29 protein-coding genes and 2 tRNA genes are annotated in these 25,755 nt (G+C 60.9%); 28 read left to right on the top strand and 3 right to left on the bottom strand.

The window, feature by feature from the left end; translation table 11 throughout:
• Nucleotides 1-12 precede the first annotated feature (12 nt).
• From pssA to AC0L2B_RS06890, 20 genes are all read left to right on the top strand, one after another.
• A complete protein-coding gene (pssA, locus tag AC0L2B_RS06985) occupies nucleotides 13-837 on the top strand; it encodes a CDP-diacylglycerol--serine O-phosphatidyltransferase (RefSeq protein ID WP_473744707.1) in 825 nt (274 codons plus the stop codon).
• A gap of 537 nt (nucleotides 838-1,374) precedes the next feature.
• Nucleotides 1,375-1,848, top strand: a complete 474-nt coding sequence (locus tag AC0L2B_RS06980; protein WP_473744706.1) for a (2Fe-2S)-binding protein — start codon at nucleotides 1,375-1,377, stop codon at nucleotides 1,846-1,848.
• An 11-nt stretch (nucleotides 1,849-1,859) separates the two neighbouring features.
• Complete coding sequence (locus AC0L2B_RS06975) at nucleotides 1,860-4,106, top strand: xanthine dehydrogenase family protein molybdopterin-binding subunit (RefSeq protein WP_473744705.1); 2,247 nt, start codon at nucleotides 1,860-1,862, stop codon at nucleotides 4,104-4,106.
• Between the two features lie 232 nt (nucleotides 4,107-4,338).
• Nucleotides 4,339-5,232 carry a LysR family transcriptional regulator gene (locus AC0L2B_RS06970; RefSeq protein WP_473744704.1) on the top strand — a complete coding sequence of 298 codons (894 nt, stop codon included), beginning with the start codon at nucleotides 4,339-4,341 and terminating at the stop codon, nucleotides 5,230-5,232.
• 417 nt (nucleotides 5,233-5,649) lie between these two features.
• Nucleotides 5,650-6,966, top strand: coding sequence for a tyrosine-type recombinase/integrase (locus AC0L2B_RS06965; RefSeq protein ID WP_473744703.1), 1,317 nt, complete (start codon nucleotides 5,650-5,652; stop codon nucleotides 6,964-6,966).
• Nucleotides 6,966-7,523 carry a hypothetical protein gene (locus AC0L2B_RS06960; protein ID WP_473744702.1) on the top strand — a complete coding sequence of 186 codons (558 nt, stop codon included), beginning with the start codon at nucleotides 6,966-6,968 and terminating at the stop codon, nucleotides 7,521-7,523. Before AC0L2B_RS06965 ends, AC0L2B_RS06960 begins: the two co-directional genes overlap by 1 nt.
• A gap of 81 nt (nucleotides 7,524-7,604) precedes the next feature.
• The gene (locus AC0L2B_RS06955; RefSeq protein ID WP_473744701.1) at nucleotides 7,605-7,799 is read left to right on the top strand and encodes a helix-turn-helix transcriptional regulator; all 195 of its coding nucleotides are present in this window, start codon (nucleotides 7,605-7,607) and stop codon (nucleotides 7,797-7,799) included.
• 174 nt (nucleotides 7,800-7,973) lie between these two features.
• Nucleotides 7,974-8,174 (top strand): hypothetical protein, encoded by a 201-nt coding sequence (locus tag AC0L2B_RS06950; protein ID WP_473744700.1) that lies wholly within the window; start codon nucleotides 7,974-7,976, stop codon nucleotides 8,172-8,174.
• Nucleotides 8,171-8,422, top strand: a complete 252-nt coding sequence (locus AC0L2B_RS06945; RefSeq protein WP_473744699.1) for a hypothetical protein — start codon at nucleotides 8,171-8,173, stop codon at nucleotides 8,420-8,422. The genes AC0L2B_RS06950 and AC0L2B_RS06945 overlap by 4 nt, the downstream gene beginning before the upstream one ends.
• On the top strand, nucleotides 8,422-9,483 hold the full coding sequence (locus tag AC0L2B_RS06940) for an AAA family ATPase (RefSeq protein WP_473744698.1): 1,062 nt from the start codon (nucleotides 8,422-8,424) through the stop codon (nucleotides 9,481-9,483). Before AC0L2B_RS06945 ends, AC0L2B_RS06940 begins: the two co-directional genes overlap by 1 nt.
• Before the next feature lie 338 nt (nucleotides 9,484-9,821).
• Nucleotides 9,822-10,340: a hypothetical protein gene (locus tag AC0L2B_RS06935; protein WP_473744697.1), complete on the top strand. Its 519-nt coding sequence runs from the start codon at nucleotides 9,822-9,824 to the stop codon at nucleotides 10,338-10,340.
• Complete coding sequence (locus AC0L2B_RS06930; protein ID WP_473744696.1) at nucleotides 10,330-10,539, top strand: hypothetical protein; 210 nt, start codon at nucleotides 10,330-10,332, stop codon at nucleotides 10,537-10,539. Before AC0L2B_RS06935 ends, AC0L2B_RS06930 begins: the two co-directional genes overlap by 11 nt.
• Nucleotides 10,539-10,985 (top strand): hypothetical protein, encoded by a 447-nt coding sequence (locus tag AC0L2B_RS06925; protein ID WP_473744695.1) that lies wholly within the window; start codon nucleotides 10,539-10,541, stop codon nucleotides 10,983-10,985. The genes AC0L2B_RS06930 and AC0L2B_RS06925 overlap by 1 nt, the downstream gene beginning before the upstream one ends.
• Nucleotides 10,986-10,993: 8 nt before the next feature.
• Nucleotides 10,994-11,482 carry a hypothetical protein gene (locus AC0L2B_RS06920; RefSeq protein WP_473744694.1) on the top strand — a complete coding sequence of 163 codons (489 nt, stop codon included), beginning with the start codon at nucleotides 10,994-10,996 and terminating at the stop codon, nucleotides 11,480-11,482.
• Nucleotides 11,483-11,536: 54 nt separating this feature from the next.
• Nucleotides 11,537-12,124 carry a hypothetical protein gene (locus AC0L2B_RS06915; RefSeq protein ID WP_473744693.1) on the top strand — a complete coding sequence of 196 codons (588 nt, stop codon included), beginning with the start codon at nucleotides 11,537-11,539 and terminating at the stop codon, nucleotides 12,122-12,124.
• Between the two features lie 11 nt (nucleotides 12,125-12,135).
• Entirely contained in the window at nucleotides 12,136-12,672 is a 537-nt protein-coding gene (locus AC0L2B_RS06910; RefSeq protein ID WP_473744692.1) for a hypothetical protein, read from the top strand.
• The gene (locus tag AC0L2B_RS06905; RefSeq protein WP_473744691.1) at nucleotides 12,672-13,184 is read left to right on the top strand and encodes a hypothetical protein; all 513 of its coding nucleotides are present in this window, start codon (nucleotides 12,672-12,674) and stop codon (nucleotides 13,182-13,184) included. The genes AC0L2B_RS06910 and AC0L2B_RS06905 overlap by 1 nt, the downstream gene beginning before the upstream one ends.
• Nucleotides 13,177-13,506 carry a hypothetical protein gene (locus AC0L2B_RS06900; RefSeq protein WP_473744690.1) on the top strand — a complete coding sequence of 110 codons (330 nt, stop codon included), beginning with the start codon at nucleotides 13,177-13,179 and terminating at the stop codon, nucleotides 13,504-13,506. Before AC0L2B_RS06905 ends, AC0L2B_RS06900 begins: the two co-directional genes overlap by 8 nt.
• 127 nt (nucleotides 13,507-13,633) lie before the next feature.
• A complete protein-coding gene (locus AC0L2B_RS06895) occupies nucleotides 13,634-14,686 on the top strand; it encodes a hypothetical protein (protein WP_473744689.1) in 1,053 nt (350 codons plus the stop codon).
• Nucleotides 14,683-15,063 carry a hypothetical protein gene (locus AC0L2B_RS06890; protein WP_473744688.1) on the top strand — a complete coding sequence of 127 codons (381 nt, stop codon included), beginning with the start codon at nucleotides 14,683-14,685 and terminating at the stop codon, nucleotides 15,061-15,063. Before AC0L2B_RS06895 ends, AC0L2B_RS06890 begins: the two co-directional genes overlap by 4 nt.
• Here the strand turns inward: AC0L2B_RS06890 and AC0L2B_RS06885 are convergent.
• Complete coding sequence (locus AC0L2B_RS06885; protein ID WP_473744687.1) at nucleotides 15,041-15,241, bottom strand: hypothetical protein; 201 nt, start codon at nucleotides 15,239-15,241, stop codon at nucleotides 15,041-15,043. The two genes, AC0L2B_RS06890 and AC0L2B_RS06885, sit on opposite strands and share 23 nt — an antisense overlap.
• A 326-nt stretch (nucleotides 15,242-15,567) precedes the next feature.
• On the opposite strand from AC0L2B_RS06885, the gene AC0L2B_RS06880 reads away from it, so the two are divergent.
• On the top strand, nucleotides 15,568-16,236 hold the full coding sequence (locus AC0L2B_RS06880; RefSeq protein WP_473744686.1) for a hypothetical protein: 669 nt from the start codon (nucleotides 15,568-15,570) through the stop codon (nucleotides 16,234-16,236).
• Nucleotides 16,233-16,535, top strand: a complete 303-nt coding sequence (locus AC0L2B_RS06875; RefSeq protein WP_473744685.1) for a hypothetical protein — start codon at nucleotides 16,233-16,235, stop codon at nucleotides 16,533-16,535. The genes AC0L2B_RS06880 and AC0L2B_RS06875 overlap by 4 nt, the downstream gene beginning before the upstream one ends.
• A gap of 266 nt (nucleotides 16,536-16,801) precedes the next feature.
• Here AC0L2B_RS06875 and AC0L2B_RS06870 read toward each other — a convergent pair whose 3' ends face one another.
• Together AC0L2B_RS06870 and AC0L2B_RS06865 are read right to left on the bottom strand one after the other, a co-directional pair.
• Nucleotides 16,802-17,659, bottom strand: coding sequence for an Ntn hydrolase family protein (locus AC0L2B_RS06870; RefSeq protein WP_473744684.1), 858 nt, complete (start codon nucleotides 17,657-17,659; stop codon nucleotides 16,802-16,804).
• A gap of 137 nt (nucleotides 17,660-17,796) precedes the next feature.
• Nucleotides 17,797-17,871 (bottom strand) — tRNA-Asn (locus AC0L2B_RS06865).
• Between the two features lie 221 nt (nucleotides 17,872-18,092).
• Between AC0L2B_RS06865 and AC0L2B_RS06860 the strand changes: the two genes are divergently transcribed.
• From AC0L2B_RS06860 to AC0L2B_RS06835, 6 genes are all read left to right on the top strand, one after another.
• Nucleotides 18,093-18,353 carry a hypothetical protein gene (locus AC0L2B_RS06860; protein WP_023802589.1) on the top strand — a complete coding sequence of 87 codons (261 nt, stop codon included), beginning with the start codon at nucleotides 18,093-18,095 and terminating at the stop codon, nucleotides 18,351-18,353.
• A gap of 335 nt (nucleotides 18,354-18,688) precedes the next feature.
• A tRNA-Cys gene (locus tag AC0L2B_RS06855) sits at nucleotides 18,689-18,762 on the top strand.
• Between the two features lie 137 nt (nucleotides 18,763-18,899).
• Nucleotides 18,900-19,568: a protein-L-isoaspartate O-methyltransferase family protein gene (locus AC0L2B_RS06850; RefSeq protein ID WP_473744683.1), complete on the top strand. Its 669-nt coding sequence runs from the start codon at nucleotides 18,900-18,902 to the stop codon at nucleotides 19,566-19,568.
• Nucleotides 19,569-19,754: 186 nt separating this feature from the next.
• On the top strand, nucleotides 19,755-21,155 hold the full coding sequence (locus AC0L2B_RS06845) for a TolC family outer membrane protein (RefSeq protein ID WP_473744682.1): 1,401 nt from the start codon (nucleotides 19,755-19,757) through the stop codon (nucleotides 21,153-21,155).
• A 214-nt stretch (nucleotides 21,156-21,369) separates the two neighbouring features.
• Entirely contained in the window at nucleotides 21,370-22,278 is a 909-nt protein-coding gene (locus AC0L2B_RS06840; protein WP_473744681.1) for a PopZ family protein, read from the top strand.
• A 367-nt stretch (nucleotides 22,279-22,645) separates the two neighbouring features.
• Nucleotides 22,646-25,429 (top strand): valine--tRNA ligase, encoded by a 2,784-nt coding sequence (locus tag AC0L2B_RS06835; RefSeq protein ID WP_473744680.1) that lies wholly within the window; start codon nucleotides 22,646-22,648, stop codon nucleotides 25,427-25,429.
• Nucleotides 25,430-25,755: the final 326 nt, after the last annotated feature.

The raw sequence follows: 25,755 nt of genomic DNA, 5'->3' as shown, positions 1-25,755 counted from the left end.
GGAAGATCGACAATGGCGAATGAACGCAAGTCGGCCGACGCGGCATTGAACGACAGCAAGAACACGCTATCGGATGGCCACAAAACACATTCTCGACTTGTCCAGCAGATACCCAATGCCATAACAGCGTTGGCGCTTTGCTCGGGCTTGGCTTCCGTTCGCTTCTCGATCGAAAACGAGTTCGAATTCGCACTGTTGGCGATCGTCGTGGCAGCAGTGCTCGACGGTCTTGATGGCCGTCTGGCGAGGCGATTGCATGCGTCGTCACAGTTCGGAGCCGAATTTGACAGTCTTGCGGATTTTCTTAGCTTCGGCGTAGCGCCGATCGTCCTGCTTTTCTTTTGGGGCGAGGAATTGATGACCGGCCCGTTCAGCCTGTGCCTAATGGCATTCGCTCTTGCTTCGGCCGCGCGCCTGGCGCGTTTCAATGCGCAGTCAAATTCGGCAGCAGCGGCATGGCAGAAAGCGTATTTCACTGGGATGCCGACACCGGCCGCTGCCCTAACGGTTTTGTTGCCCATATCGCTGGCTCCGCCGACGCCTGCAACTGTTCAGATTGCGGGGCTGCACGCAGCTCTGATCGCTTTCTTGATGGTTTCGACGATCCCGACTTTTTCCGGGAAGAAGTGGGCTTGCCAAGTCCCCAAGTGGATGATGATTGCGTTGTTCTTAGCAGTCGCAGGGCTAGTTGCGGCCCTCGTGCTCTATCCCAGCGAGTTTCTGGTTGTTCTGACTGTCCTTTATCTCGCCTCCATTCCGATCAGCTGGATCAGTTTCCGTCATGATGAGAAAATTCACGACGAAATCGATGTCGAAACCGCTCGGGTAGTGGAATGACATCTGGAAGCCTTGATGGCTGTCTAGGTCCCGGCTCGGGCAGGCAGCAACTACCTCGCGGCAACGGCCGCCTCCCACCTATGGCGACCTTCCGAACGTCTGCAACGAGCAGGGCCGCGCCGCTCTTCCCCGATCTGTGAGGACGGTCTCGGGCGGGTACCAAGCGTTCGATTCAATCCACTCTAGCCGGGTTTATGCACAGCGCTGAACGTTTGGCGGCCTAGGTGTTGATCTTCCGAAGCGGAAGCAGCAGTCCTTTTCAGGGCCGTTCGCCGCAACTGGCGCATCTACTGCTTTTCGATCCCCGTGAACGGCAATGCCGGCGCTGACCGCGCAAACGCGGACGTGCCTCGCCTGTGTGACGCATTCAGAAACCATGTTTCTAAGGTCATGCAAATTGCGCAGTCTAATCCAGCATCGCCCGGCGAGCTAGCTTTAGCGCTAGCCACCAGATTGCCAATGTCTCAGTCGGCCGGGAAGCCCCAGGCCGCTTGGGAAACCTGTTCGGGTGGAGCAACCCAGGAGAACCTACCGGCCATGATCTCACTGAATATCAACGGGCGAGAGCACGAGATTGACGTTGACCCCGAAACCCCGATCCTTTGGGTCCTGCGTGACACGCTCGGAATGAGCGGCACCAAATTCGGCTGCGGCGCAGCGCTCTGTGGCGCCTGTACGGTGCATCTGGATGGCGAGGCAATCCGCTCGTGCAGCACACCGGTTTCCGCCGTTGAAAGCGGCAAGATCACCACGATTGAAAAGACAACCGACGGCACCGACCGTGTCGGCGCGGCTGTCCACGCTGCATGGGTCAGGCACGACGTGGCACAATGCGGCTACTGTCAGAGCGGCCAGATCATGAGCGCGACGGCCTTGCTCGCGTCGCTGTCGCCCGGAGCGCAGCCGACCGCCGAAGAGATCGACTCCGCCATGGCCGGAAACATCTGCCGCTGTGGAACCTATGCCCGTATCCGCGCCGCTATAGCCGACGCCGCCAGCAGCCTCGTCTGAAGGAGACGCATATGTTCCCCAACATGGATAACAAAGAGCTGCCGCGTGCGCTGCAACACATCATGGAACGGGGCCGTTCAACGACGGTCCAGGCGATGCCACGCCGCAGCTTTCTCAAGCTGGCGGGGACCCTCGGCCTGGCTGTCGGCATTTTCCCTGATTTGGCAGTCGCGCAGTCGTCCGAGGCCGATGAGGCGGCAGCCAGTCTGAAGCCGACCGAGCAGCCCTCTGCATTTGTCCACATCGCGCCCAATGGAGAGGTTACGGTCACGATCAACCGGCTGGAGTTCGGTCAAGGCGTCCAAACGGCATTGCCCATGATCCTTGCCGAAGAACTCGATGCGGACTGGAACCTGGTGCGCAGCCAACTCGGCACCAATGACATCGCCTATGTCGATCCGCTCTTCGGCATGCACCTTACCGGCGGTTCGAATACAATCAAGAACAGCTTTACGCAGTATCGCGAACTAGGTGCTCGTGTTCGCGCCATGCTGCTGGCGGCCGCTGCGACCCGCTGGAATGTGGATGTGTCCACTCTGCGAACCGAGGCCGGCGCGGTTCTGGCCTCCGATGGCCGCAAGCTCGGTTATGGAGAGCTTGCCGAGGCGGCCATGGCCTTGCCGGTGCCGCAGAAGATTGCGCTGAAGGATCCCAAGTATTTCCGCATCATCGGCCAGCCCACCCGGCGTTTGGACGCTCAAGCCAAGAGCAGCGGCCAACAGAGTTTTGGCATCGACTTCAAGCTGCCGGGACAGTTGACGGCCGTGGTGGCTCGTCCTCCCGTCTTCGGAGCCAAGATAGCCACCCTGGACGACAGCGCAGCCCGGGCGGTCAAGGGCGTGAAGGCCGTCCTGCGCGTGCCGCTGGATCGCGGTGCCGAGGGCGTGGCCGTCGTGGCCGACGGATATTGGCAGGCGTCTCAGGGCCGCGATGCCCTCAAGGTGGAGTGGGACACATCTGCCGTCGAAAAGGTCGATAGCGAACGGCAACTCGCGCACTATCGCGAGATGGCCACTCGCCCCGGCCCGCGCCAGTTCGATTCCGACATGGTGCCATTGGAAACGGCGCCGCTGAAGCTGGAAGCTGAGTTCGTGTTCCCGTATCTCGCCCACGCGGCGATGGAACCGCTGAACTGCACGGTACGGCTTACCGATGATCGTGCCGAGATCTGGATGGGAAGCCAAAGTGCCGGACCCGATGCCGCCGCTGCCGCAGCCGCGCTCGGCCTCAAGCCGGAACAGGTCGTGCTTAACGTGCAGATGTCGGGCGGCGGCTTCGGTCGGCGCTTTTCCAGCACCTCCGACACCGTGGTCGAGGCCTGCGAAATAGCCAAGGCCGCCAGGTCGGCGGGGCTGAATGCACCGATCCGTACGCTTTGGAGCCGCGAGGACGATATGAGGGGCGGCTACTACCGTCCATTGCACCTGCACCGCGCCCGCATCGGCTTTGACAAAAAGGGCAAGGTCCTGGCCTGGGATCACAGCATCGTCGGCCAGTCCATACTTACCGGAACCGTGTTCGAGCAGTTCATGGTGAAGAACGGGATCGACGCCGCCACGACGGAGGGCATGCGGGCTCCCTATCCGCTTCCAATGCGGCTGACCGTGCATCATCCCAAGGACAACGTGCCGGTTCTGTGGTGGCGCAGCGTCGGCTCCACCCATACGGCTTATGTGATGGAAACCCTGCTCGACGATATAGCGCGTGCAACCGAGCAAGACCCTGTAGCCTACCGCATGCAGCTCTTCGGCGACCAGCACATCCGCCATCGTGACGCATTGCAACTGGCCGTTGACAAGAGCGGGTACGGCAAGACGCAATTGTCCGAGGGGCGGGCCTGGGGTGTGGCGGTGCACGAGTCCTTCAGCTCAGTGGTCGCTTACGTGGTGGAAGCCTCTGTTGCCGATGGACAGCCTAAACTGCATCGGGTCACGGCCGGGGTTCACTGCAATCTGGCCGTCAACCCTCTGACCGTGGAGGCGCAGGTACAGGGCGCGGCGATCATGGGCTTGTCGATGTGCCTGGCAGGCTCTGCAATAACGCTCAAGGACGGCGTCGTCGAGCAAAGCAACTTCAGTGACTATACGGTTGCGCGCATCACGGACGTGCCGGAATTCGACATTCACATCGTGGCTAGCCCCGAACCGCCCACGGGCATGGGCGAGCCCGGCTTGCCGCCATTGGCGCCGGCATTTGCCAACGCCATAGCACGGCTCACGGGAAAACCGCTGCGTCAATTGCCGTTCAATCTGACGTAGCCGTTTTTACCCCAGACCGCTTCTGCTCGCTGCTTGTTGTTCCGGCAGCGAGCGAGGCAGATAACCGTCCTGTCGGCGCTCGGCTGCCATCGGGGCGTTCGGAATCCGCGCGGTACCAGGCAGTCCCGAATGCTGGCTCGTGCCGGCGAGGCTGCGCGGAGCATAAATATGTCGAGACAGGCATGCTGATTATCCGCCATAATCCTCATGGATATAGAAATGAGGTTTATAGGTGAGAAGAGGCGACTTCAGCGAATGGGCTGTGTTTATCGCGGTTGCCGAGGAGGGGAGTTTTACACGCGCGGCCGCAAAGCTCGGCCTCTCCCAATCCGCGCTCAGCTATGCGGTGCGCATGCTCGAACAACGGATCGGTGTGCGGTTGATCTCGCGAACGACGCGCAGCCTGTCGCTGACCGAGGCATGCGAAAGGCTGCTTATCAGCCTGCGGCCGGCATTCGACCATATCGACAGTGAAATTGCTGCGCTCACGGCGCTTCGCGACAAGCCTGCAGGCACGATCCGCATCACCACGTTCCGGCATGCCGCCCAAACTGTCCTGTGGCCGGTATTGTCGAAACTGCTGCAGAATTATCCCGACATCACGGTTGAGGTCCATGTCGATGAAGGTCTCACCGACATTGTCGCAGAGCGCTTCGACGCCGGTATCCGCATGGGTGAACAGGTGCAAAAGGACATGGTTGCGGTCCGGATCAGCCCAGACGTCAGGATGGCCGTCGTGGGATCCCCGGTCTACTTTGCCAATCATCCCGCCCCGCAGACACCCCGCGACTTGAGCGAACACCGATGCGCAAGCTATCGCCAGAACACCGGGGGCGGCCTTTATGCCTGGGAGTTCGAACAGGACGGCGTCGAACTTGAGGTCCGGGTCAATGGACCGGTTATTTTCAACGACAGCGAGATGCTCTTGCATGCCGCAGTCGATGGCTTGTGTTTGGTGTACACGTTCGAAAACCAGATATCCCAGCATGTTGCGGACGGCCGCCTGGTCCGGGTGCTGGAAGACTGGTGCCCGCCATATTCGGGCTACCACCTCTATTATCCAAGCCGGCGGCAGCATACTGCCGCCTTCACGCTTCTGGTCGACGCTCTCCGATACAGGGGATAAGGGGGCGGCCGACCATTTATCAATGTGATTTCTAACTTCGTGCCAATTATGCCGTCTAATCGGCCGGCGCGACACTGGCCTTCGAGCTCAGCACCAACCTGGCCACCGCCAAAGGCTAAAGTATTCGACCGCGACTTAGATCCTCGCAGCCTCGCATAGCGTTACTGGGCGTTCAGAGGGCTCCTGCGCGCCATAGCGTAGAAAAGACGATGGCTCCCCGGGCCGGATTCGAACCAGCGACCAACCGGTTAACAGCCGCTCTATGCAGCGCCAACTAGCGCTCACTACCGGTTGATCGAGGTTGCTGTACCCCTTGTAAACAAAGGAATTACGCTTTTGCTATTGCGCATTAGCGCACACTAGGGCAACATAAGCAGCAGACGAAACCTGTTGCCCCAATGTTGCCCCGAGGACGATATGCCCCGCGAGAACCTGACCGATAACCGACTGAAGGCTTTGAAGCCGGCCGCGCCTGGCAAGCGTTACGTGATCATGGATGCCCAGGTCCCGAGCATGGGGGTCCGCGTGACCGACAAGGCACCTGCGAACGGTTCGAAGCTTAAGGCCGGACAAGTCAGCTTCGTCTACATCGCCCGATTCGGTGGTGCAGCCCAGCCCGCCAGGCGGGCGCTCGGAGAATACGACGTCATGTCGCTCGAAGCGGCTCGCACCAAGGCGAGGCAGTGGGCAGCGCTCATCGATAGAGGCATCGACCCAAGGGTGCAGGCCGAGGAGGAGCGCGAGGCGGCTACACGTGCGGCGGCCGAGAAGCGCGACAAGTCTTTTGAGACCATCCTTGACCGGTTCATCAAGGCACGGCGCCGTGATGGCATCCGCAAGGCCGATGAGGACGAACGCGACTTCAACCGCGAATGTCTGCCAGCGTGGCAAGGGAAGGCCGTAGGAGACATTCGCAGCGCCGACGTGATGGCCGTGCTGGAGAAGATCAACAAGCGCGGCAAGCAACGGCAGGCGCTGAATATGGCCCAGAAAATCGGGACGTTCTTTTCGTGGTGCGTTGATGACGAGGTAATCGAGGTCACGCCGTTTCGCGCTAAGAAGGTCCGCACCACGATAGGCGAGAAGGCATCGCGGGAGAGGGTGCTGACCGATGCCGAGATCAACGCGCTCTGGACGGTCACCGCCGGCACGACGAAGGGTTTGGGCTCTGTTGAGGCCAGCGTGTACCGGCTGCTGCTGCTGACCGGCCAGCGGCTCAATGACATTGCGCAGGCGTCGTGGTCTGAGATCGACCTGGACCGCAAAATGTTGACGGTACCGGCTGCGCGCTTCAAGTCCGGCCGCGATCATGTCGTTCCGCTCACCGACGAGGCAATCGAGATCATTAGCAAGTTGCCGCGGTTCAAAAAGTGCAACTGGCTGTGCTCGCTCGACGGACAGCATCCGGTGACGATCGGCCACAAGGTCAAGATGCGGATCGATGCAGCCATGCTCGCTGCCCTGCGGGATGAAGATCCCAACGCCAATCCGCCGGCATGGGTCAACCACGACATCCGCCGAACGGTTCGCACCCGGTTGTCCGAGCTCGACGTGATGGACGAAGTTGCCGAGGCTGTCATCGGGCATGTGCCAACGGCGCTCGTCAGGACGTACAACCAGTCTGATCGGCTCAAGGTCAAGCGGGATGCTTTGACGCGCTGGGAGGGCGCCCTTGCTGCCCTGACGGGCCGCCAGAAGGGCAACAACGTTGTCGCTCTGCAGGCGAGGGCGTGATGGCCGAGCAGTGGATTTCTCTTACCCAGGCTGTTGTCCGAGTGGCACTGGTCACCAAGCTTCCGAAGGCCGAGGCCGAGGAACTGCTTGACGACTGGACTGCGGTAGGAGGCACCGTAAAGAGCCGCAACCTCTTCGGTGACGAGATCGAGCGGGAATGGAAGGCGCCCATTCAACCGGATGACGTCGGCTTCAAGGACAGCGGCCCGAACTGGACGGCATACTGGTCATCTGCCGAGGTTGCGGCGAAAAAGGAGATTGAAGGGGGTAGCCTTGAACTGGCCTTGGCCGACCTAATCGATCCGCAGCACAAGGCGGCACCGCAGATCCTCGAAACTGGATTGCCTGGAGCGCCAGAAAAGGGCCGGACATATATCATCCGCGAGTTCGAGCGGCGGCGCGAGGCAGGCGAGACGCTTGACAGCTTGGCGGGTGAGGTGAGGGCGATTCTGAATTGGTTTGCAGAGGCCCACCCTGACGCAAAACGGCCGCTGCCAAGTTCCACCGAAAACCTGCTGCGGAAGCAGTACCGAGAGGCCATAAAACAGGGCATATAATTATCGTTTTATGCCGAGTTTTTGTGCCTCGGCGGATCGGCGACCTTGGAGTGGTCTACACACCACACAAGGGCCAACACCATGCCTCTTATCCCCCTCAACGAACTGCCCGCCAAGGGAATTACCTACAGCCGCAACTACATCGATCGGCTGATCAAGGAAGATCGCTTTCCCAAGCCGGTCTTTCTCTCACCGCGGCGCCGCGCCTTCCTTGAATCAGAAATCGACGCCTGGATTAAATCCCGCGTCGATCAGCGTGACAAGGCGGCGGCATGACTATGTCCTTCACGCCCAGTCCAGAGATGATCGACGCTGTAATGGAGTGGCGCCAACGCCAGCCTGACGAGCGACTGCGTCGGTCAATAGTTCCGCTCCTCCGTGAAAGATTCAAGATCAGCGCGGCCGAGGCTGTTGCGGTGATCCGCGAGTCGGATCTTCCGGGAGGCGCCGATGTCTCCTGAGATGCGAAAGCCGACCTCGGCAAAGGTCGGCTCGCTGGAAATATCGAAGAGCGGGGCAGCACTCGATACCGGCGACATTATCGAAAGCCTCACCCGCCTGCAAGCGGCTCGAATCCTCCGGCGCTGCCCGATGTCGATCGCGGTAGCGCTGACGACGGCCAGGCTGGCCTACGGGAGGGCATGTTCATGATGAATGAGCCCGTACCCGGTGATGTCGTGGCGGCTGTCCGCGTCGCTCGCACGTGCCTGCTCGACGCGCAATTTCGTCTCGATGACCACGGCTACCACTGCCGCCTGCTCGACGGGCTGCAGGACGGCGCTGCGACGCTGCTTGCCGAATGGGCGGGTAGGGATAGGCCGCACCCGGCGCCGGCCGTGCCCCTCTACTTCACCGAGGCAGCGCAACAATATCGCCGAGCGGCGAGGAGGAGCTATTGATGGACCGCTTGGACGATCCCTACCGCGGCGTCGATTATGACGGCAGGCCGCCGAGCCGGCCCGGGCTGCACCTACTCAACTACGCCGAAATGGAAGCGATGCCGGAACCCGATTGGCTTGTTGAAGGCTTAATTCAGAAGCGCAGCACGGCCTTGATGTTCGGCAAGTCGAACTCGTTCAAGTCCTTCCTGGCGATCGACATCGGCCTTTCCGTCGATACCGGCCACGACTGGCAGGGCAATGCAGTGTGCGGTGGCGGCGTGTTGTTCGTGGCCACCGAAGGCGCCAACGGTGTCGGCAGGCTTCGCATCCCGGCATGGTATCAGCACCACAACGTTTCTGAGGAAGATCGCCGGGCCTTTCTCTATCCGCAAGAAATCTGCCTGGACGCCGCGGACGACGTGACAGCGCTCATCGCTGCCATGAGCATTCGAGGAAACTTCAGCCTGGTTGTCATCGACATCTTCGGCGGTTCAATGAAGGGTTCCGAGATCGAGGACAAGACAGCGCGGGCATGGGTGCACGGCATCCAGCGCATTCTCCGCGAAACCGGCGCCTCCGTGCTCGTGGTTGCGCATACCGGCTGGCAGGACGACAGCAGGGCAAGAATGCACACCCACTTCTGGGGCAGCTTCGACACCCGTCTACGCATGGAGGGCGACAAGGACGCGCTCACCGGCACGTTGACCGTAGAACGCCACAAGGATGCCGACAGCAGCGGCTCATGGGGCTTCCGGATGACCCCAACGGGCAACAGCCTTGTTCCTGAACTCGATGCCGGTGTGAAAGTGGAAAAGTCTTCGTCTTTGTCCGCGAAGAACCGCGCCGCACTCAATGCGCTGGACGACGCTATCGTTGAGCATGGGCTCCTCAAAGTCGGACAGGACTGGCCTCCCTGCAACGTAGTCTTGATCGAGCATTGGCGGGGACACTTCTATCGCCACTCGGCCGACGATACCGCCGAGGCAAAACGAAAGGCCTTCCAACGGGCGAGAGACGCACTCAGGGAGCGCAAGCTGGTGGAGTTCTATGACGATCATGTGTGGCGGTGCTTCGGATAGGCCGGGACGGGACAGCCGGGACATACCTAAAGGTATATGTCCCGTCCTGTCCCGCCTTCCAGCCGTGACGTACCGGGACATTGTCCCGCAATGTCCCGCAATGTCCCGATAGTGAGAGCAGCAGCAAATTGGGCTGAAAATGGCCCGAATTCCTGGCCGGACGCACGGATGATCTGCCTCCACCTTTTCTTGGCGGCGTTTATCCCAAAAATCAGCGCACATTAGAGCAAACCGGCTAACAACCGGTTGATCGTAGTGCCTTAAACCCTTGCATTTCAAGGGTTCTGTCGTGATACTTCTGGCAAGTGATTTGCGCAGGGCAACAATAGGGCAACAAAATGCAGGCAGATAGCATAGAGAAAGCCCGAGGAAAGGGCACGGCTCGCAGCCGGGTAACCAACGGGTCTGCCATCGTCCCTGATGCTGACGGCCGCTCGACCTGGGTGCGCCGGCTTCGCGATCTGATCGCCGCTCATGAGGAAGATCTGGGCGGGACAGAGAACCTCACCCAGGCGCAACGATCGATCGTGCGACGTGCGGCAACTCTCAGTGTCGAACTGGAGCGCCTGGAGGCTTCCTTTGCCATGGCAGGGCTGATCAGTGCCCAAGACCTCGATGCCTACCAGCGCGCCAGCAACTCGCTGCGGCGCCTGCTCGAAAGCCTTGGCCTGAAGCGCATCGTGAAGGACGCACAGACAGTGTGGGGCGAGGTGTTCCAAGCGAACGTCGACCGCATGCTCTCACCGGCGGACAAGGCCGTAGGTGTAGGCAGGGATGGGTTGTCGCCAGACGAGCGGGAACAGTTCGACGCATGGCGCAAGACCGTTGAGCAGGAGAACGCAGCCAATGACCGCTGACACACCGGCAATCAACCAGAACATCCCGATCTGCGGTGGCAAAGCGCTGGTGTACTTCACCTCGAAGGAGGTAGGCGGCCCGCGCATTCGTGGCTGGCTCTGCCGCCCGAACGGTACTCGCGTCGAGCGCATCCTGCTCGCCGATGTTGACGAAGCCGAGAAGCGAGCCCAAGCGCTCATCGACAAGGGCAAACTCTGATGACCGCGGCGCCGAAGACCGAAGTGCGCAGCCTGATCGAGACCCACAGGGACACCCTCGCAGCTCTGATCAACGAGGCAGACGGTTCGGAAGCCGGTCGGTTGATCGCCCGTCGTGCTGCCAGCTTGGCAACGTGGTGCTCTGCCACCGAAATTTTGATGGCCCAAGGCCGCGAAATCGACATGGGGGCCTACCTCCGGGCTGTCAGCACTCTCCAAAGCCTTCTGACCGACGCGACCGCAAACCGAAGCGTTTCACCCTCGTATGGGGCCGTCCTCACGGGCGATCCATCCAATCTCGAACTGGCCCGCCGCATCCTCTTCATGCACCACAACGCCAAGAGGGAAGGCAGGGTGCATCTGCTGCCGGAACCGGTCCTCGATCTGATCGCGCAAGTTCAGCCGACGCCGGAAGCTACCCACGAAACCCCGACCACCAAGCAATAGAGGACGACATGACCAAGCTTGCCAAAGCAGAGAACGACCAGCCGGAAGCCGCGGAAGTCTACGAGACGGTAGACCCGAAAAAGGTCATCATGAACAACAACGGCTTCGGCTGGCGTGATTTTCTGGTCCGTTTGCCTGAAGGCGCCACGGCCGATTGCTTGAAGGACCCGATGATCTGGAAAAGGGTTCAGAACGCCAAGGGCGTTTCCTTCGTCCGGCATGACCATCTGTACATCATCGCCTTTGATGACAGCTGGGCGGCGGAGGCCATCGTCGCCGACAGTGATGCCGGCAAGGCCATCATCACAAAGCCGCGCATTCATACCTTCCCCGATCGGTTCGACAACCTTTTTGAGGATGAACTTTACCGGATCAAATGGACCGGCATTGGCTACGTTGTGGAACGAAAGGCCGACAAGGCGATCGTGTCGCACCCGGCGCCGAACATCCCGCTTGCCGAGCGCGATCTGGCTCGGCTCTACCCCAAGGTGGCATGACGATGGCCGGCGACACTCCGGAATCCCGGGAACTGGCATCGATCCCAGACCGCCATGCGAGACGATCGCGCGGCGTATTTCCGCAACCCTGTGATGCAGGCCCGATATTCGGAACTGATCACACAGCAAATGCCGCCGGAGGATCGCGCTGACGGCGGAATTGGCCTGCTCACCACCGAGGAGAGCAGCGCCGGCATGGCGACCATGGGCGATGTCGGTTCCGAACTGGTCGAGGAGTGGCAGAGATCCGGTGGCTACCAGGTCAACCTGCAGAGCGTCCAGACGGCGGTCTTGAACATGGTTTCCGATCTCACTGACCGGGAACAAAGGGCCTTCATGGAGCGCTTCGACCGGCTGCCAAACAAGGCGATCGTGGAAGTTTACCGGGCGCTCAGCCTCGGCAAGCCGAATTATCTTGAAGATGCGCCAGCCGCGGCAGTCGAGCTTTTCGCGACAACCCCGGAAGGCTCCGAACTGGTACGGGAATGGGGTTTTCGCGCTCCGCAAAAGGTGGCCGTCATCAAGGCCCGGTTTGCACGCGCAACGATGGCCATGGGCTCGACAAAGGGGGATTTCCTGGCCTGGTTCAATGGGCTCGAATCGCATGAGGCGAAAGCCGTCCTGCGCGTTGTGGCTGGATAAGGAGAAAGAACATGGCAGATTTCGGAATTAGTGCGATCCTCGCCCTTGCGGGAACCGCAGCTTCGGCCGCCGGCACAATCGCGGCTGGCTCGGCCAGCAAGAGCGCCTCCGACTATCAGGCGGCGCAACTCGAACAGCAGGGCAAGGAAGAGGTTGCCGCATCCCAGCGTGAGGCAGAACAGGCGCGCAAGGAAAAGGATTTCATTCTCTCCCGGCAGCAGGCCGTAGCGGGAGCATCCGGGCTCGGCGCGCTTGATGAGACCGTGCAGGATCTGGCCGGCGACGTCGTTCAGCAGGGCGCAGTCAACGAGGGCATGGCGCTCTATGGCGGGCAGGAGCGCGCCAAGGGCCGTCGGGCTCAGGCAGCAGCGGCCAGGCTTGAGGGCAAGGCAGCGCAGACCGGCTCCTACCTCAGCTCTGCGGGGACGATCATGCAGGGCATGGGGACCTTTGCCTCCGAATATTACAAACCGAAACTCAAACCGCCATCCATGGGTTATCGGTACGGAGAGACGACTTGGGCGGGCGCGAATGCAGGGTATTCCTGATGGCAGCACCCAGCAGCACCTATACGTTCTTCACAGAGGGTCACTGTATGGGCGGCTTCATCCCGACCGGCGCCCAACTGGAAGCGGACCCGACGCCGGAGATCCAGCCGGGGCAGCTGGTTGCCGTCGTACTGAAGGAAACAGGGCCGATGCGAGGCCTGGCCCAATCCCTGCACGGCAATAGTTGGCTGGGCGTCGTGAAGATGTTTCTGGGCATGACCACAACCCGAGCCGGCCGCAAAGCCTACATGCTGGGCCAACTTGAACCCCCGATCGTGCTTGCCGTGGAAGAATCCCACATGGCTGCGATGCACCTGATCGTCGGCGCCAAGGAAACCCCTTGGATGCTCGATAACACCGAAGAGCAAGACGCCAATCTGGAGGCCGCGATCGATCTGATGTCGCCCTGGTTCTGCGGCGGCGCGACCAAGCCGATAGGCCCAAATTGGCGCCCTGTGGACATTGAAGCGATGGTTGAGACGGCAAAGCTATTGGAGAGCATCGATGCATAAATTCCATTGCGGACTTACCGAAACCGCTGCCGGCCCGGCCCTCGGGGCAATTGCTGATCTGGGCGAGCTTGTGCTGAAGGCGCGCGATGCCGGCTTGAGTGATGAAGAGCAGGTGAGGTTTTCCGATCTGTTCAACTTTGTGACGCAGAACCTCCCGTACGCCAATCTCTACTATGTCCGGCCGACCCTCGATTTTCTGTTCCTTAGCTCAATGCGGGAAGTCGCTTCACCGGGCGCTTACCGGCGGCAGGAAAGCCGCCGCCGCAAGCAGTACGGGCAGCAAAGCGTTGTGAAGCCTCTCGACCCGTTCGGAGCTTTCTGACGCCCCCATGACCAGCATTCAGATCGCTCAGTCAGACGGCCTGTCGTCCAGCACGGCAATCAAAGGCCCGTGCCGCGTTGCCACCACGGCGAACATTACGTTGTCCGGTCTGCAGACGATCGACGGCGTGGTGACGGTGGCCGATGACCGAGTGCTTGTCCGCATTCAGGACACGCCCTCAGAAAACGGAATCTGGGTTGTTGATACCGGCCCATGGCGCAGATCGAAGGATTTCAACAAGACGCGAGATGTCCGCAAGGGGACGATGGTCGTTGTCGCCGGTGGGACGGTTGGCTCCGGATTGTGGCAGATCACAACGGCCGACCCGATCGATGTCGGTACGTCGAACATTGCTTTCCTGCTGGTGGTCCCGGATGCTTCGACCTCCGTTACCCTGGCCGGCACGCAGACGCTTGAAAACAAGACGCTGACCTCGCCAGCGATCAACACGCCGACGATCACTGGCGGTACGATCGCCTCCGCCACGCTGACCCTGAAGCAGAGCGCGGCGCCAGCGCCAACTGCCGAGGGCGACACGCAGTGGGATACGGACGACAATGTTCTTGCGATTGGTGATGGAGCGGCAACGAAAATTTTCGTTGCAATTCCTGCGAGCACTGCGGCCGGCGACATCGAGTATTTCACCGGGGCCAAAGTCAAGGCTAGGCTTGCCAAAGGCACTGCGGGCCAAGCACTGCGCATGAATTCAGGCGCCACAGCACCTGAATGGGTCAGTGTCACCGGCGCGCCAGATGCTGTCATGGAGGATCAGAAGTCATCCGGGACAGGGGGCGGAACGCCGGTCGCTACGACATGGACGGCGCATGCTCTCAACACCGAAGTTCGCGACCCGTCAGGCCTGGTATCAATCTCCTCCGACCAGTTCACACCGACCGTCGGTGGCTGGGTCGAATGGGAGATTAGATCCTATACCGTCACTAGTTTCGGCTCACGCCTGCAAAACATCACCGATGGCACGACCGCCGGGATGGGTATGCAGGGTAACGGAAACAACGGGCCAAACTCAGGTGCGACATCGACAGGCAGCGCGGCGGTCGTCGCCAGCAAGGCCTTTGCGATCCAGTACTACGCCTCGGTCGCCGTCGCGAACGGCCTTGGCCTGGCTCTTTCGCAGGGGACCGAAGTCTACGCCCGGGTGAACTTCTGGAGGACGACATGAAATACGCCCGCATCATTGATGGCGTGGTCGATTCGATTTCGTTCGAAGGCGGCCCAGAGCCGGGATGGACAAAGGTTCCCGACAATGTTTTCGCCGGCTTTTCATTCGATGGTGAGAAATTCACCGGCCCAGAGCCAACGCCGCCGCCTCGTAAGACAGTTCCGAAATCGCTTGTGCAGGCTCGCATCATCGACGCCGGCAAGATGCCTGAGGCCTACGGCGCCTTGACGCAAAACCCGATTTATTTTGCGCGATGGTTCGCGCCTGATCGACCCGAGGTCTACTGCGATGATCCAGACGCCATCCTGCTAGTCACGGCTCTTGGCCTCGACCCTGGCGCGATTCTCGCGCCTCTCAATCTGACGCCTGGCCCATGACAAAGATCAGCACACCCAAATAGGCGAAGCCGGCTGCAACAATCAGCCCCTCGCCACCGGCGGCGAAAATCGCATCGCCGAACCAGAGATCAAGCGCGACTGCGCCAGCGATCCATATCCCGATAATTATCGCCTTGCGGTCCAAAGGCATGCCCCCCCTTTGGCTGAGGATGCGCATTTTTGCACATGCGCGCAAGCTTCGCCCCCGAAAGGGCGTGCTTGAATTATTAACCGACTGAGAGCATCATGTCCGTGGGCGTAGCAACCCGGACCAGTGACGACCTAAAATCGTTGGCGCGATCTCAAGTCGTTTATCCCGTCTATCGGGATGACGCGCAGCTTGGCGGCTGCCGCGATCGGCCATCTATAGGCCGGGGGCGGTGGTGCTGTCCAGCGGGAAACCGTAAAAGCCATCGGCTCGTCTCACTGGCGAGTTGCTAACCCCCGGCTGCGGCGCCGATCGCCGCGAGGGCCGTAGCAAGCCCAAATCCAGTGAGAAACCCAATGACCACGAATGTAGTGAGAATCGACCGGCGGCGAATGCTGCTCGGCACAGGGGCAACCGCGGTGGCTTTGGCTGCCGCTTCAACGATCATCGACGCGACGGTAGCGCCGCTCGCCGCGCCTGGCGAGCATCCCGACGCAGAGCTGTTCCAGCTCGACAAAGAACAGGAAGAAGTGCACGCCCGCATGGAAACGGCGGCGGAAGCTAACAGCACACTCAGCGACAAGATCGAGGCCCTGTTGCCGCCAAGGCCTCCGAAGTGGGAAGAGCCGGACATGCCGGAAGACGTAAGGGTAGCGTTCCATGCCATGACGGTTAAAGACATGGGGACCATCAACCGGCCCGCCATTTATGCCGCGTGGAGCAACGAGGTCAAAGAACAAAAAGCCGCGAACAAGGCCTTGCACGACGCGTATCATGCCAAATGCGAAGAGATAAACCGCGAAGGCGGGATGGACGCTGCCGAAGAGGCATTCAATGCGCTGTGCGGCGAGGAGTGGGAAATCGGCAACCGCATATTTGCGATCCCTGCCTATACCCTCGAAGGTATGGCGGTGAAAATCCGCGCAGGCCAGAGATTAGGACTGGAGAACTTTTCTGATCCGAGCGAAGCCTATTTTTCGATCGCCGCCGATATCAGGCGTCTTGCAACCGGCGGTGCCGCATGAACGCGCTCACTTCCGCCCCGACCGTTGAGCCGTTCTGCGTCTCTGACACGTTCGTCACTGGCGCCGGCCCGCTCCAACTCATGGGCGACAATCTAAGGCTGACGCTGCATGTCCTGCAGCGCTCGACCTATGACGGCGGCACAGAAAATGCCGTGGTCTCAAAGATTGTCGGAAGTCGCAACGACATGCTGAAGATCGCGGCCGCCATTCTTAGCGCTTGCAACGCCCGGTCAACGCCCTCGGACAAAGTGGTGGAAAGCTTCATGGAGTTTCTCGAAGGGCCTGCGGGACGGCACTGATCAACCGGAAAACATTTCCACTGATAGCCCGCTGCCTCACGGTGGCGGGCTTTTCATTTCCACCCGGCTGCCCGGCCCAATCGCGACTGCCCTAATGTCCGAGGTTTTGAAGGCTGGCAATCTTCTTCACGGGTGCAGGGGCCGAACTACCTGGTGAAGGCGCGCGCAGCACAAAGCTTCCCGATTTCGGTGTCTGATAGTCGTATTTCGGCATCGGAAGATCTTTGGACGGTGTCCGAACCGTAGATGGTGCACTCTTCGGCTGCTTAGGCATGTCCGGTCTCCAGCGGGTTCAAATGCGCGGGGTAAAAGTGCTTCCTACGAACCCATTTGAAGCCCTCATACCGCGTCACAACGGCGATGTCAGTCTCTCCGCCAACTATATCGGCGCCGGGGAGAAAACGAAAAAAGTCCTTGGTAGTTGCCACAAGATAGTCGGCGAGCGCAATCGCGTCGCGCACGGGCATCGTCGGAAGGACGACTTGCCGCACAAGGCGCTGACGGCATGCATCGGCAATCTGGGTAATCGCAACCTCTTCCGCACCCATTTCGCGCAGAACGTCCAATAGATCGGGATCGAAACCAAATATCAACCGGTGTATTGGCCCTGGCTGCCCGCCCCAAATTACGCTCGACTCACCGTTGTCGATCACTCGCTCGGGCTCATCGCAGTTCCCGTTTACGATGGCAATCTTCCAGACCTCATGCTTGGAATCGAGGCCTGAAGAGTAGCCGCCAACCCAAAACTCAAATGAGGAGCCGAGCGGCGGTTGGTCGAGAGATTGATACCGATCTTCAAAAAAGAACCGTCGCGCTTTCTGCGCCACTTCCTCAACAGTATAAGCATCGGAATTGATGGCGTACTCACCCCCGCCACTTAGTAGCTTTCGAAGGCGCTTCGCTAAAGTACCGATAGATTCGCTTCCGATGTTTCCAATCCCGCAGGTCATGGCGCAAAGAGGCAACCCTTTGTAGATATTATATACCTTCTCGCCATTCTGATAGACATTCAGAATTGTGGACTTCTGTTGTCCATTTTCTTCGTATGTCTGTACGATGCTGGAAGCGCTATCAGCAGCGAAGACAAGGCAATCGTTAACTGCGACCCCTACGCAAACTGTCATAGCCTATTTCCCCCTCCCGAAGAGGGAAGCCCCGATTCCACCGTGATGTCAAATTTCGCGAGCTTCCTTCGTTGCCCCAGATGTTGCCCCAGGAGGGCGTAGGCAATTCCGATGAAAAGCTAAGTCTTTGAAAATGTTGGCTCCCCGGGCCGGATTCGAACCAGCGACCAACCGGTTAACAGCCGGTTGCTCTACCACTGAGCTACCGGGGAACAGAGGCTCTCATGTGAGTGGCGCAGCCTATAGCAAACCCGTTTCGGCTTTGCAAAGAAGCATTTCGTATTTTTCGGCGCTTTTTCGCGCCACGATTTCTGGCAATCATGTGCGAGCGTCCTCATATGAGCCGTCTGGCGGGGTGCGCGGAACCGAAAAGGCGGTTGCGGCTTTCGTCAGCTAGTGCTTTTAGTTTGCCCGAACGGACCACTGATCAGACATGAGCGCAGCAAGCCACAACCACCCACCGGCACGGAAAATATCGGTCTTCGGCCGTGAGTTTACCATGCCGCGCTCGCGCGGCCTCAGGATTGCAATCGGCGTCGTGCTGATCTTCGGCGGCATTCTTGGCTTTCTGCCGATCCTGGGCTTCTGGATGGTGCCGATCGGATTGCTTGTGCTCTCCTACGAGTTTGCCGTGGTGCGTCGCCACCGGCGCCGCCTCGTCGTGTGGTGGGAACGGCGGCGGCGGCCGAACTGACGGCTGTACCGACTTCGCAAGCCAGCAAGCCCTGCGAAGGAGTCTTTCCGGCTCGACTCACCTGGCTAAATGCCCGGACTGGCTGAGAGCCTTGCTTGGAAATTCTGCTCCGACGGCCAGATGATGGCGCTTCTCCGCATACCTGCAGCGCCGCGCGTCCAATTGGTGGCGCAGCGCTCTGACGTCCGCTGCGCTCCGGTTCTCGGAGCATGCGTGTCGTTGGCTCGGCGCGTGGCATCATGGCCGAGGGGAAACCGTCCGGGAATGCACCATGGCCGCTTGACGGCATTTTCGCCGCAACCTATTGGAACCGGGTGGAACGCCGGGAGCAATGAGGCCTCGTGGCGGAGTGGTTACGCAGAGGACTGCAAATCCTTGCACCCCGGTTCGATTCCGGGCGAGGCCTCCAGTTGCCCAAGCTCCCGCGCACCAGCGCCAGGGGGCTTGAGTTCCAGTCGACATGAGCCGCGGTCTTGGCGCGGCAAGCGGATCGATCTTGGGCGGATTGATCTTGAACAGGTTGGTCTTGGGCGGATTGGTTGGAACATGAGCGCTGATTTTGCCGAACGTCGAGTAAAGATGGTCGACGGCCAGGTCCGCACCACCGACGTAACCAGCGCGCCGCTGCTCGAGGCGATGCTTGTCGTGCCGCGCGAGGCCTTTGTCGCTCCCGATCAGCGCGATCTGGCCTATATCGACGAGGACATCCGCATTGCCAATACCGCGGACGGCCCGCGCTATCTCATGGAGCCTTCGCCGCTGGCCAAGCTGATGCAACTGGCCGAGATCGGCCCTGGCGATTCGGCGCTCGATGTCGGCTGCGGCACCGGCTATGCCGCGGCGATCCTGTCGCGGCTGGCAAAGTCCATCGTTGCGCTGGAAAGCGATCCGGCATTGGCCGAGACCGCGATGTCGACGCTTTCGGCGCTGGGCTGCGACAATGTCAGCGTGGTCAAGGGACCGCTGCCGGAAGGCCATGCCGCGGGAGCGCCCTACGACGTCATTTTCATCGGCGGCAGCGTCGAGAAAGTGCCGGAACCGCTGCTCGACCAGCTTGCGGAAGGCGGTCGGCTCGTCGCCGTCGAAGGGCAGGGGAATTCGGGCGTGGCCCGATTGTTCCTGAAAACAGGGGGGGTCGTAACCGGAAGAGGCGCCTTTAATGCGGCAATTAAGCCACTACCGGGATTCGATCGTATTCGTGCGTTCGAGTTCTGAGTGATTTTGGCTTGCAGCAAAGCCGTTGTCATGTTCGCTTGCGCTTGAACAATTGTTGCTGATCCGCACAACCGGGGTGTTCTTTTGGGGGCAGACAGCAGGGAACCTGAAACACACGGCGCCGGCTGCTCGAATGGGAGAAGCCGGCGCGGTGTGGTTCCCATGCAAAACGAATGAGGGAATAACGTGCCGTCTTTACGAAAGAGTCTTTTTGCCGCCGTCCTCTTCTCGGCGACCGCGCTTTCTCCGCTAGGCGCCTCGGCGGAAACCATTCTCGGTGCACTTTCAAAAGCCTATCAGAACAATTCCCAGCTCAATTCGGCCCGCGCCGGCGTCCGCGTCACCGATGAGGGCGTTGCCATCGCCAAGTCCGGCTGGCGCCCGACCATCACCGGTTCCGCGAACATCGATTACTCCAGAAGCCATTTCGATGCCCGTAGCGGGCCCAGCCGAAGCCTCTCGTTAACCACCGGCAACTTCGGCGTCCAGATCGACCAGACCCTGTTCGACGGCTTCCAGACCAGGAACAACGTCGCCGCCGCCGAAGCGCAGGTCCGCGCCTCGTTCGAGAGCCTGCGCAACACCGAAGAGAATATTCTGTTCAATGCGGCAAGCGCCTATATGGACGTGATTCGCGACCGCCAAGTGGCGGTGCTGACGGAGCAAAACCTGCAGTTCCTGACCGAGCAGGCGCGCGCCGCGCGTTCGCGCTTCGAGGTCGGCGAAGGCACCCGCACCGACGTTGCGCAGGCCGATGCCGAGCGCTCCTCCGCTGTGGCGGAACTGGCGGCCGCCCGCGCGCAGGCGCTGGCGAGCGCTGCGACCTATCGCCAGATCGTCGGCGACGAGCCAGGCAGGCTCAGGGCCGCTTCGCCGCTGGCGAAGCTGTTGCCGTCGAACCTCGATGCGGCTATCGCGATTGCATCCATCGAGCACCCGGCCATCCTCGCCACCCAGCACCTGGTCGACGCGGCCGCGTTTTCGGTGAAATCGGCCGAAGGCGCGCTGCTGCCGCAGCTTTCGGCTTCCGCCGGCGTTTCCAGCGCCTATCGCAGAACGGCTCCGGGCTCCGCCGATACGGGGCAGGACGGCACAACCAATTCGGCCAGCATCGGCGCCACCTTGACCATACCGATCTATTCGGGCGGGCGGACGTCGGCGATAGTGCGTCAGAACAAGGAATCGCTCAGCCAGGCCCGGATCGAGGTCGATGTCAGCCGCGACACCGTGCGGCAGGCCGTGACCTCGGCGTGGACGCAATATACCGCCGCTCAGCAAACCGTGGTGGCCAACAGGCAGGTGATCGCCGCCGCGCAGCTTGCCCTGAGCGGCGTCATCGAGGAGCGCAACGTCGGCCAGCGCACCACGCTCGACGTTCTCAACGCGCAGGCCACGCTCATCACCGCCAAGATCAACCAGGCCAGCGCCGAACGCGATTTGGTGGTGGCGAGCTATGCCATCCTGTCGGCTATGGGTCATCTTTCGGTCGAGCGTCTCGCCCTCCAGGTGGTGAAATACAAGCCCGAAGAGCATTACAATGCGGTCAAGGACAAGTGGTTCGGCCTGCGCACGCCAGACGGCCGCTGATCCCCTCACCAGTTTCAACTTCCGTCCAGTTTCAAGCTATTTAGAGCCCGCGCGTCCAAAAGGTCGCGCGGGCTCTAATCTGTTGAAATCCAACATGCCCTCAGATTGGGGATTCTCGTAAGGCGATCCGTGGGTTACGCTGTTGCCATGATTCGAATCCGGCTCTGGCCGGACAGGAAATCTGCAACGAGTCACAAGGGCGGCGGATGTGACGATGGCGACGGCAAGCAGCTTACAGCGCGAACCTTCCATGGAGGAGATACTGGCTTCCATCAGGAGGATCATCGAGGACAACGACACAGGCCGCAAGCAGCCGGACGATACGGACGACCTGCTGCAGGATCTGACGTCGGTAGCCGTGCCGGCACCGGCGGTAGCTGTGCCGACGCTGGCGGCAGGCGGGGCGCCGCCGGCGGCAGGCGGGGCTCCGCCGGAGGCAGGCGCGTTTCGCGCCGAGTTGCGTCCGGGATTCGACGCCAGGAGGCCGGCCACGCTGACCGAGGTGCAGGCGCAACCGTCGGCCGTCGAGGCTGGCATCGCGCGCGTCGAGCCGCCGGTGCGTTCCGATTCGGCTCCGGTCAAATCGCCCGTGACGCTTGCTGGTGACAGGGTCGCGGCCGAAGCGGCCCCGGCCGCCAAGCCGGAGCCGGATGCGCCTGCGACGGCAAGGGTTGCGGAGACGACCGACAGTATCGTTGCCGGGTGGCGGCGTGATATCGCCGCAATTAGCGAAGCGAAGACCGTGGCCAGGCCGGACAGGGCCCCAGACAGGGCTGATCTGAGACAGACGCCGGATGCCGAACCGAAGGCCGAAAATATCGAGGACGCGGCCGAACCTGCTTTCGAGCCGGCCCCGCCGCGAAGCGGGTTGGCGCGCCCGGCGACGAGCGAGGCACCGTCCGCTCGTCCGGCGATCCTTTCCGAACATACCGGCCGGCAAGTTGCCGCCGCCTTCGGCGAGCTTTCCGATGCGTTCGCCAGCCGCAGCAAGAAAACCTTCGACGAGATGGCCGAGGAGATGCTGAGGCCCATGCTGCAGGACTGGTTGGACAACAATCTGCCGACGCTGGTCGAGCGGCTGGTGCGCGAAGAAATTGAACGTGTAGCGCGCGGCGCGCAGTAACCGGCAAATCGCCGAAGTCGGCGCCGCCTCTCATCTGCCTGCCGGCATCTTCTCTCCCCGTATAGTGACGGGGAGAAGGGGCTGGCCGCAACCTTGGCGCACTTTCTGCAACGCTGGAAATTGGCGAAATCTTTTGCGATGTGTCTTTCTCCCCGTCACTATACGGGGAGAAATGCCCGGCAGGGCAATGAGGGGTAGCGCAAACTTCTAAGCGATTGCCCTGCGACGCTCACTCCTGCAAGTTGCCCCGATCTGCCCAGGCGCTATTTGCTGGCATGGCCGTCTGCCGCTTGCTTGCGGTTGACTTGGCCAAAACCTTCCGATTTACACCGGACCAGCAAAAACCCGACAGCCCGGACGCCTTCCCATGCTCGAAAAAACCTACGACGCAAAAATCGTCGAGCCGAAGATCGCCAAAGTCTGGGATGAGGCCGACGCGTTTCGTGCCGGCGCAGGCGCCGAGGAGGGCGCGGAAGCCTTCACCATCGTCATCCCGCCACCGAACGTCACCGGCTCGCTGCATATGGGCCATGCGCTCAACAACACGCTGCAGGACATTCTGGTGCGCTTCGAGCGCATGCGCGGCAAGAACGTGCTGTGGCAGCCCGGCATGGACCACGCCGGCATCGCCACCCAGATGGTGGTCGAGCGCCAGCTTATGGAGAAGCAGATCCACCGACGCGACCTGACGCGCGATGAGTTCATCGAGAAGGTCTGGGAGTGGAAGGCCGAATCCGGCGGCGCGATCTTCAACCAGCTGAAGCGGCTGGGGGCCTCGGCCGACTGGAGCCGAGAGCGTTTCACCATGGACGAGGGTCTGTCCAGGGCGGTGCTCGAAGTGTTTGTCACCCTCTACAAGGAAGGCCTGATCTACAAGGACAAGCGCCTTGTGAACTGGGACCCGAAACTGTTGACTGCGATTTCCGACCTCGAGGTCGAACAGCAGGAGGTCAACGGCAATCTCTGGCATTTCCGCTACCCCGTCGAGGGCGAGGTTTTCGATCCGGAAAATCCAAAAACCTTCATCACCGTGGCGACGACGCGGCCCGAGACGATGCTGGGCGATACGGCGGTGGCGGTGCATCCCGACGACGAGCGTTTTCGGCATCTGCTCGGCAGGAACCTCGTCCTGCCGATCGTCGGCCGCAAGATCCCGGTGGTGGCGGACCAATATTCCGATCCGGAGAAAGGCAGCGGCGCGGTCAAGATCACGCCGGCGCATGACTTCAACGATTTTGAGGTCGGCAGGCGCCACAAGTTGCCGGCCATCAATATCCTCACCGTCGAGGCGGCGATCGCTCTGACGGACAATGACGACTTTCTCGCCGGGCTGGAGGTAACGCCCGAGCGTCAGGCCGTCTGGGATGAGCTCAACGGCCTCGATCGTTTCGTCGCGCGCAAGAAGATCGTCGAGCTGATGGAGGCGGACGGCTTCCTCGAAAAGGTCGAGCCGCATCGCCATGCCGTGCCGCATGGCGATCGCGGCGGCGTGCCGATCGAACCGTTCCTGACCGAACAATGGTATGCGAACGCGGCGGAGCTCGCCAGGCCGGCGATCGCCTCGGTGCGCGAGGGCCGCACCAGGTTCGTGCCGAAAAACTGGGAGAAGACTTATTTCGACTGGATGGAGAACATCCAGCCCTGGTGCATTTCGCGCCAGCTCTGGTGGGGACACCAGATCCCGGCCTGGTACGGGCCGGACGGCCGCATCTTCGTCGAGAAGACCGAGGAGGAGGCGCTCGCCGCCGCAATCGAATATTATCTGGCGCTGGAAGGGCCGTGGAAGGCCTGGGTCGAGGACAAGCTCGAGAATTTCAAGCCGGGCGAGATCCTGATCCGCGATGAGGATGTGCTCGACACATGGTTTTCGTCGGCGCTGTGGCCGTTCTCGACGCTCGGCTGGCCGGACCAGACGCCGGAGCTGAAGACCCACTATCAGACCGACGTGCTGGTAACCGGCTTCGACATCATCTTCTTCTGGGTCGCTCGCATGATGATGATGGGCCTGCATTTCATGGGCGAGGAGCCGTTCCACACCGTCTATGTCCATGCGCTGGTGCGCGACAAGAACGGGCAGAAGATGTCGAAGTCGAAAGGCAACGTCATCGACCCGCTCGATCTCATCGACGAATATGGCGCCGACGCACTGCGCTTCACGCTGACGGTGATGGCCGCGCAAGGGCGTGACGTGAAGCTCGATCCGGCTCGTATCGCCGGCTACCGCAATTTTGGCACCAAGCTGTGGAACGCGACGCGTTTTGCCGAGATGAACGACGTCGCGAGAAACGACGATTTCTGGCTGAACGACGCCAAGCTGGCGGTCAACCGCTGGATCCTGACCGAACTGACACGCGCGGCGCGCGAAATCACCGATGGCATCACTTCATACCGGTTCAACGACGCTGCGACTGCCGCCTACCGCTTCGTCTGGAACCTGTTCTGCGACTGGTACCTGGAACTGCTGAAGCCGGTCTTCATGGGTACGGACGAGGCAGCCAAGGCCGAGAGCCGGGCTTGCGTCGCCTTCGTGCTCGACGAGATCTACAAGCTGCTGCATCCGATGATGCCGTTCATGACCGAAGAGCTGTGGGCTGAGACATCAGGTGAGGGCAAGGAACGGCCGTCGCTGCTTTGCCATGCCGCGTGGCCGTCGCCCGACTTCGAGGACGAGGCAGCGGCCGCCGACATCAACTGGCTGATCGACCTGGTCTCAGGCATCCGTTCCGTGCGTTCGGAAATGAACGTGCCGCCGGCGGCGATCGCGCCGCTGATGGTGATCGGCGCCAATACCGCAACCCGCGAAAGGCTTGAGCGTCAGGCATCGGCCGTCAAGCGGCTGGCGCGGGTCGGCGACATCTCGCTCGTCGATACGGCGCCCAAGGGCTCCGCCCAGATCGTGCTCAACGAGGCCACCATCTGCCTGCCGCTCGGCAGCCTGATTGACCTTGCCGCCGAGGCGGCGCGGCTGCAGAAGGAATTGGTCAAGGTGACCGAAGAGATCGCCCGCCTGCACAAGAAGCTGTCCAACGACAAATTCGTCGCCAACGCGCCGGAAGATGTCGTCGAAGCCGAGCGCGAAAAACTCGCCGAGTATCGCGAGGCGCAAGAGAAGCTTTCGGTGGCGCTGACACGCGTGCGCGACGCCGGTTGACCAATCTGTGGCATTTGAGAACCGAATTGGCGGAGGAGCGGATTTGCCAAACCGACTTCCGCTTCTTGGGCGCCTGATGCTCAGGATTCGCGAGTTCTGTGAACGCGCTTTTCGGGCGGCTTCCTGCACGAAAAATAGGCATTCCGCAGGGTAAATCTTGACGTAAACGGAATGTTTTAGCCCCATTGTTGCCATAATGTAACAATGGGCTCAGTTGCCGCAAAACGGGCGGTTTTTGCGCCGTTCCATGTGCGTTTTTCCGAGTTTTTGCTCGATTTGCAGCCAAACAAGCCGTTTTCCGGCTTTGCTGTGGAGCTGTCACTTTG

The sequence above is a fragment of the Mesorhizobium sp. WSM4815 genome (genome assembly GCF_055811575.1).
The sequence above is the reverse complement of the archived record's forward strand: the minus strand, read 5'-3'. Positions and strand labels throughout refer to the sequence as shown.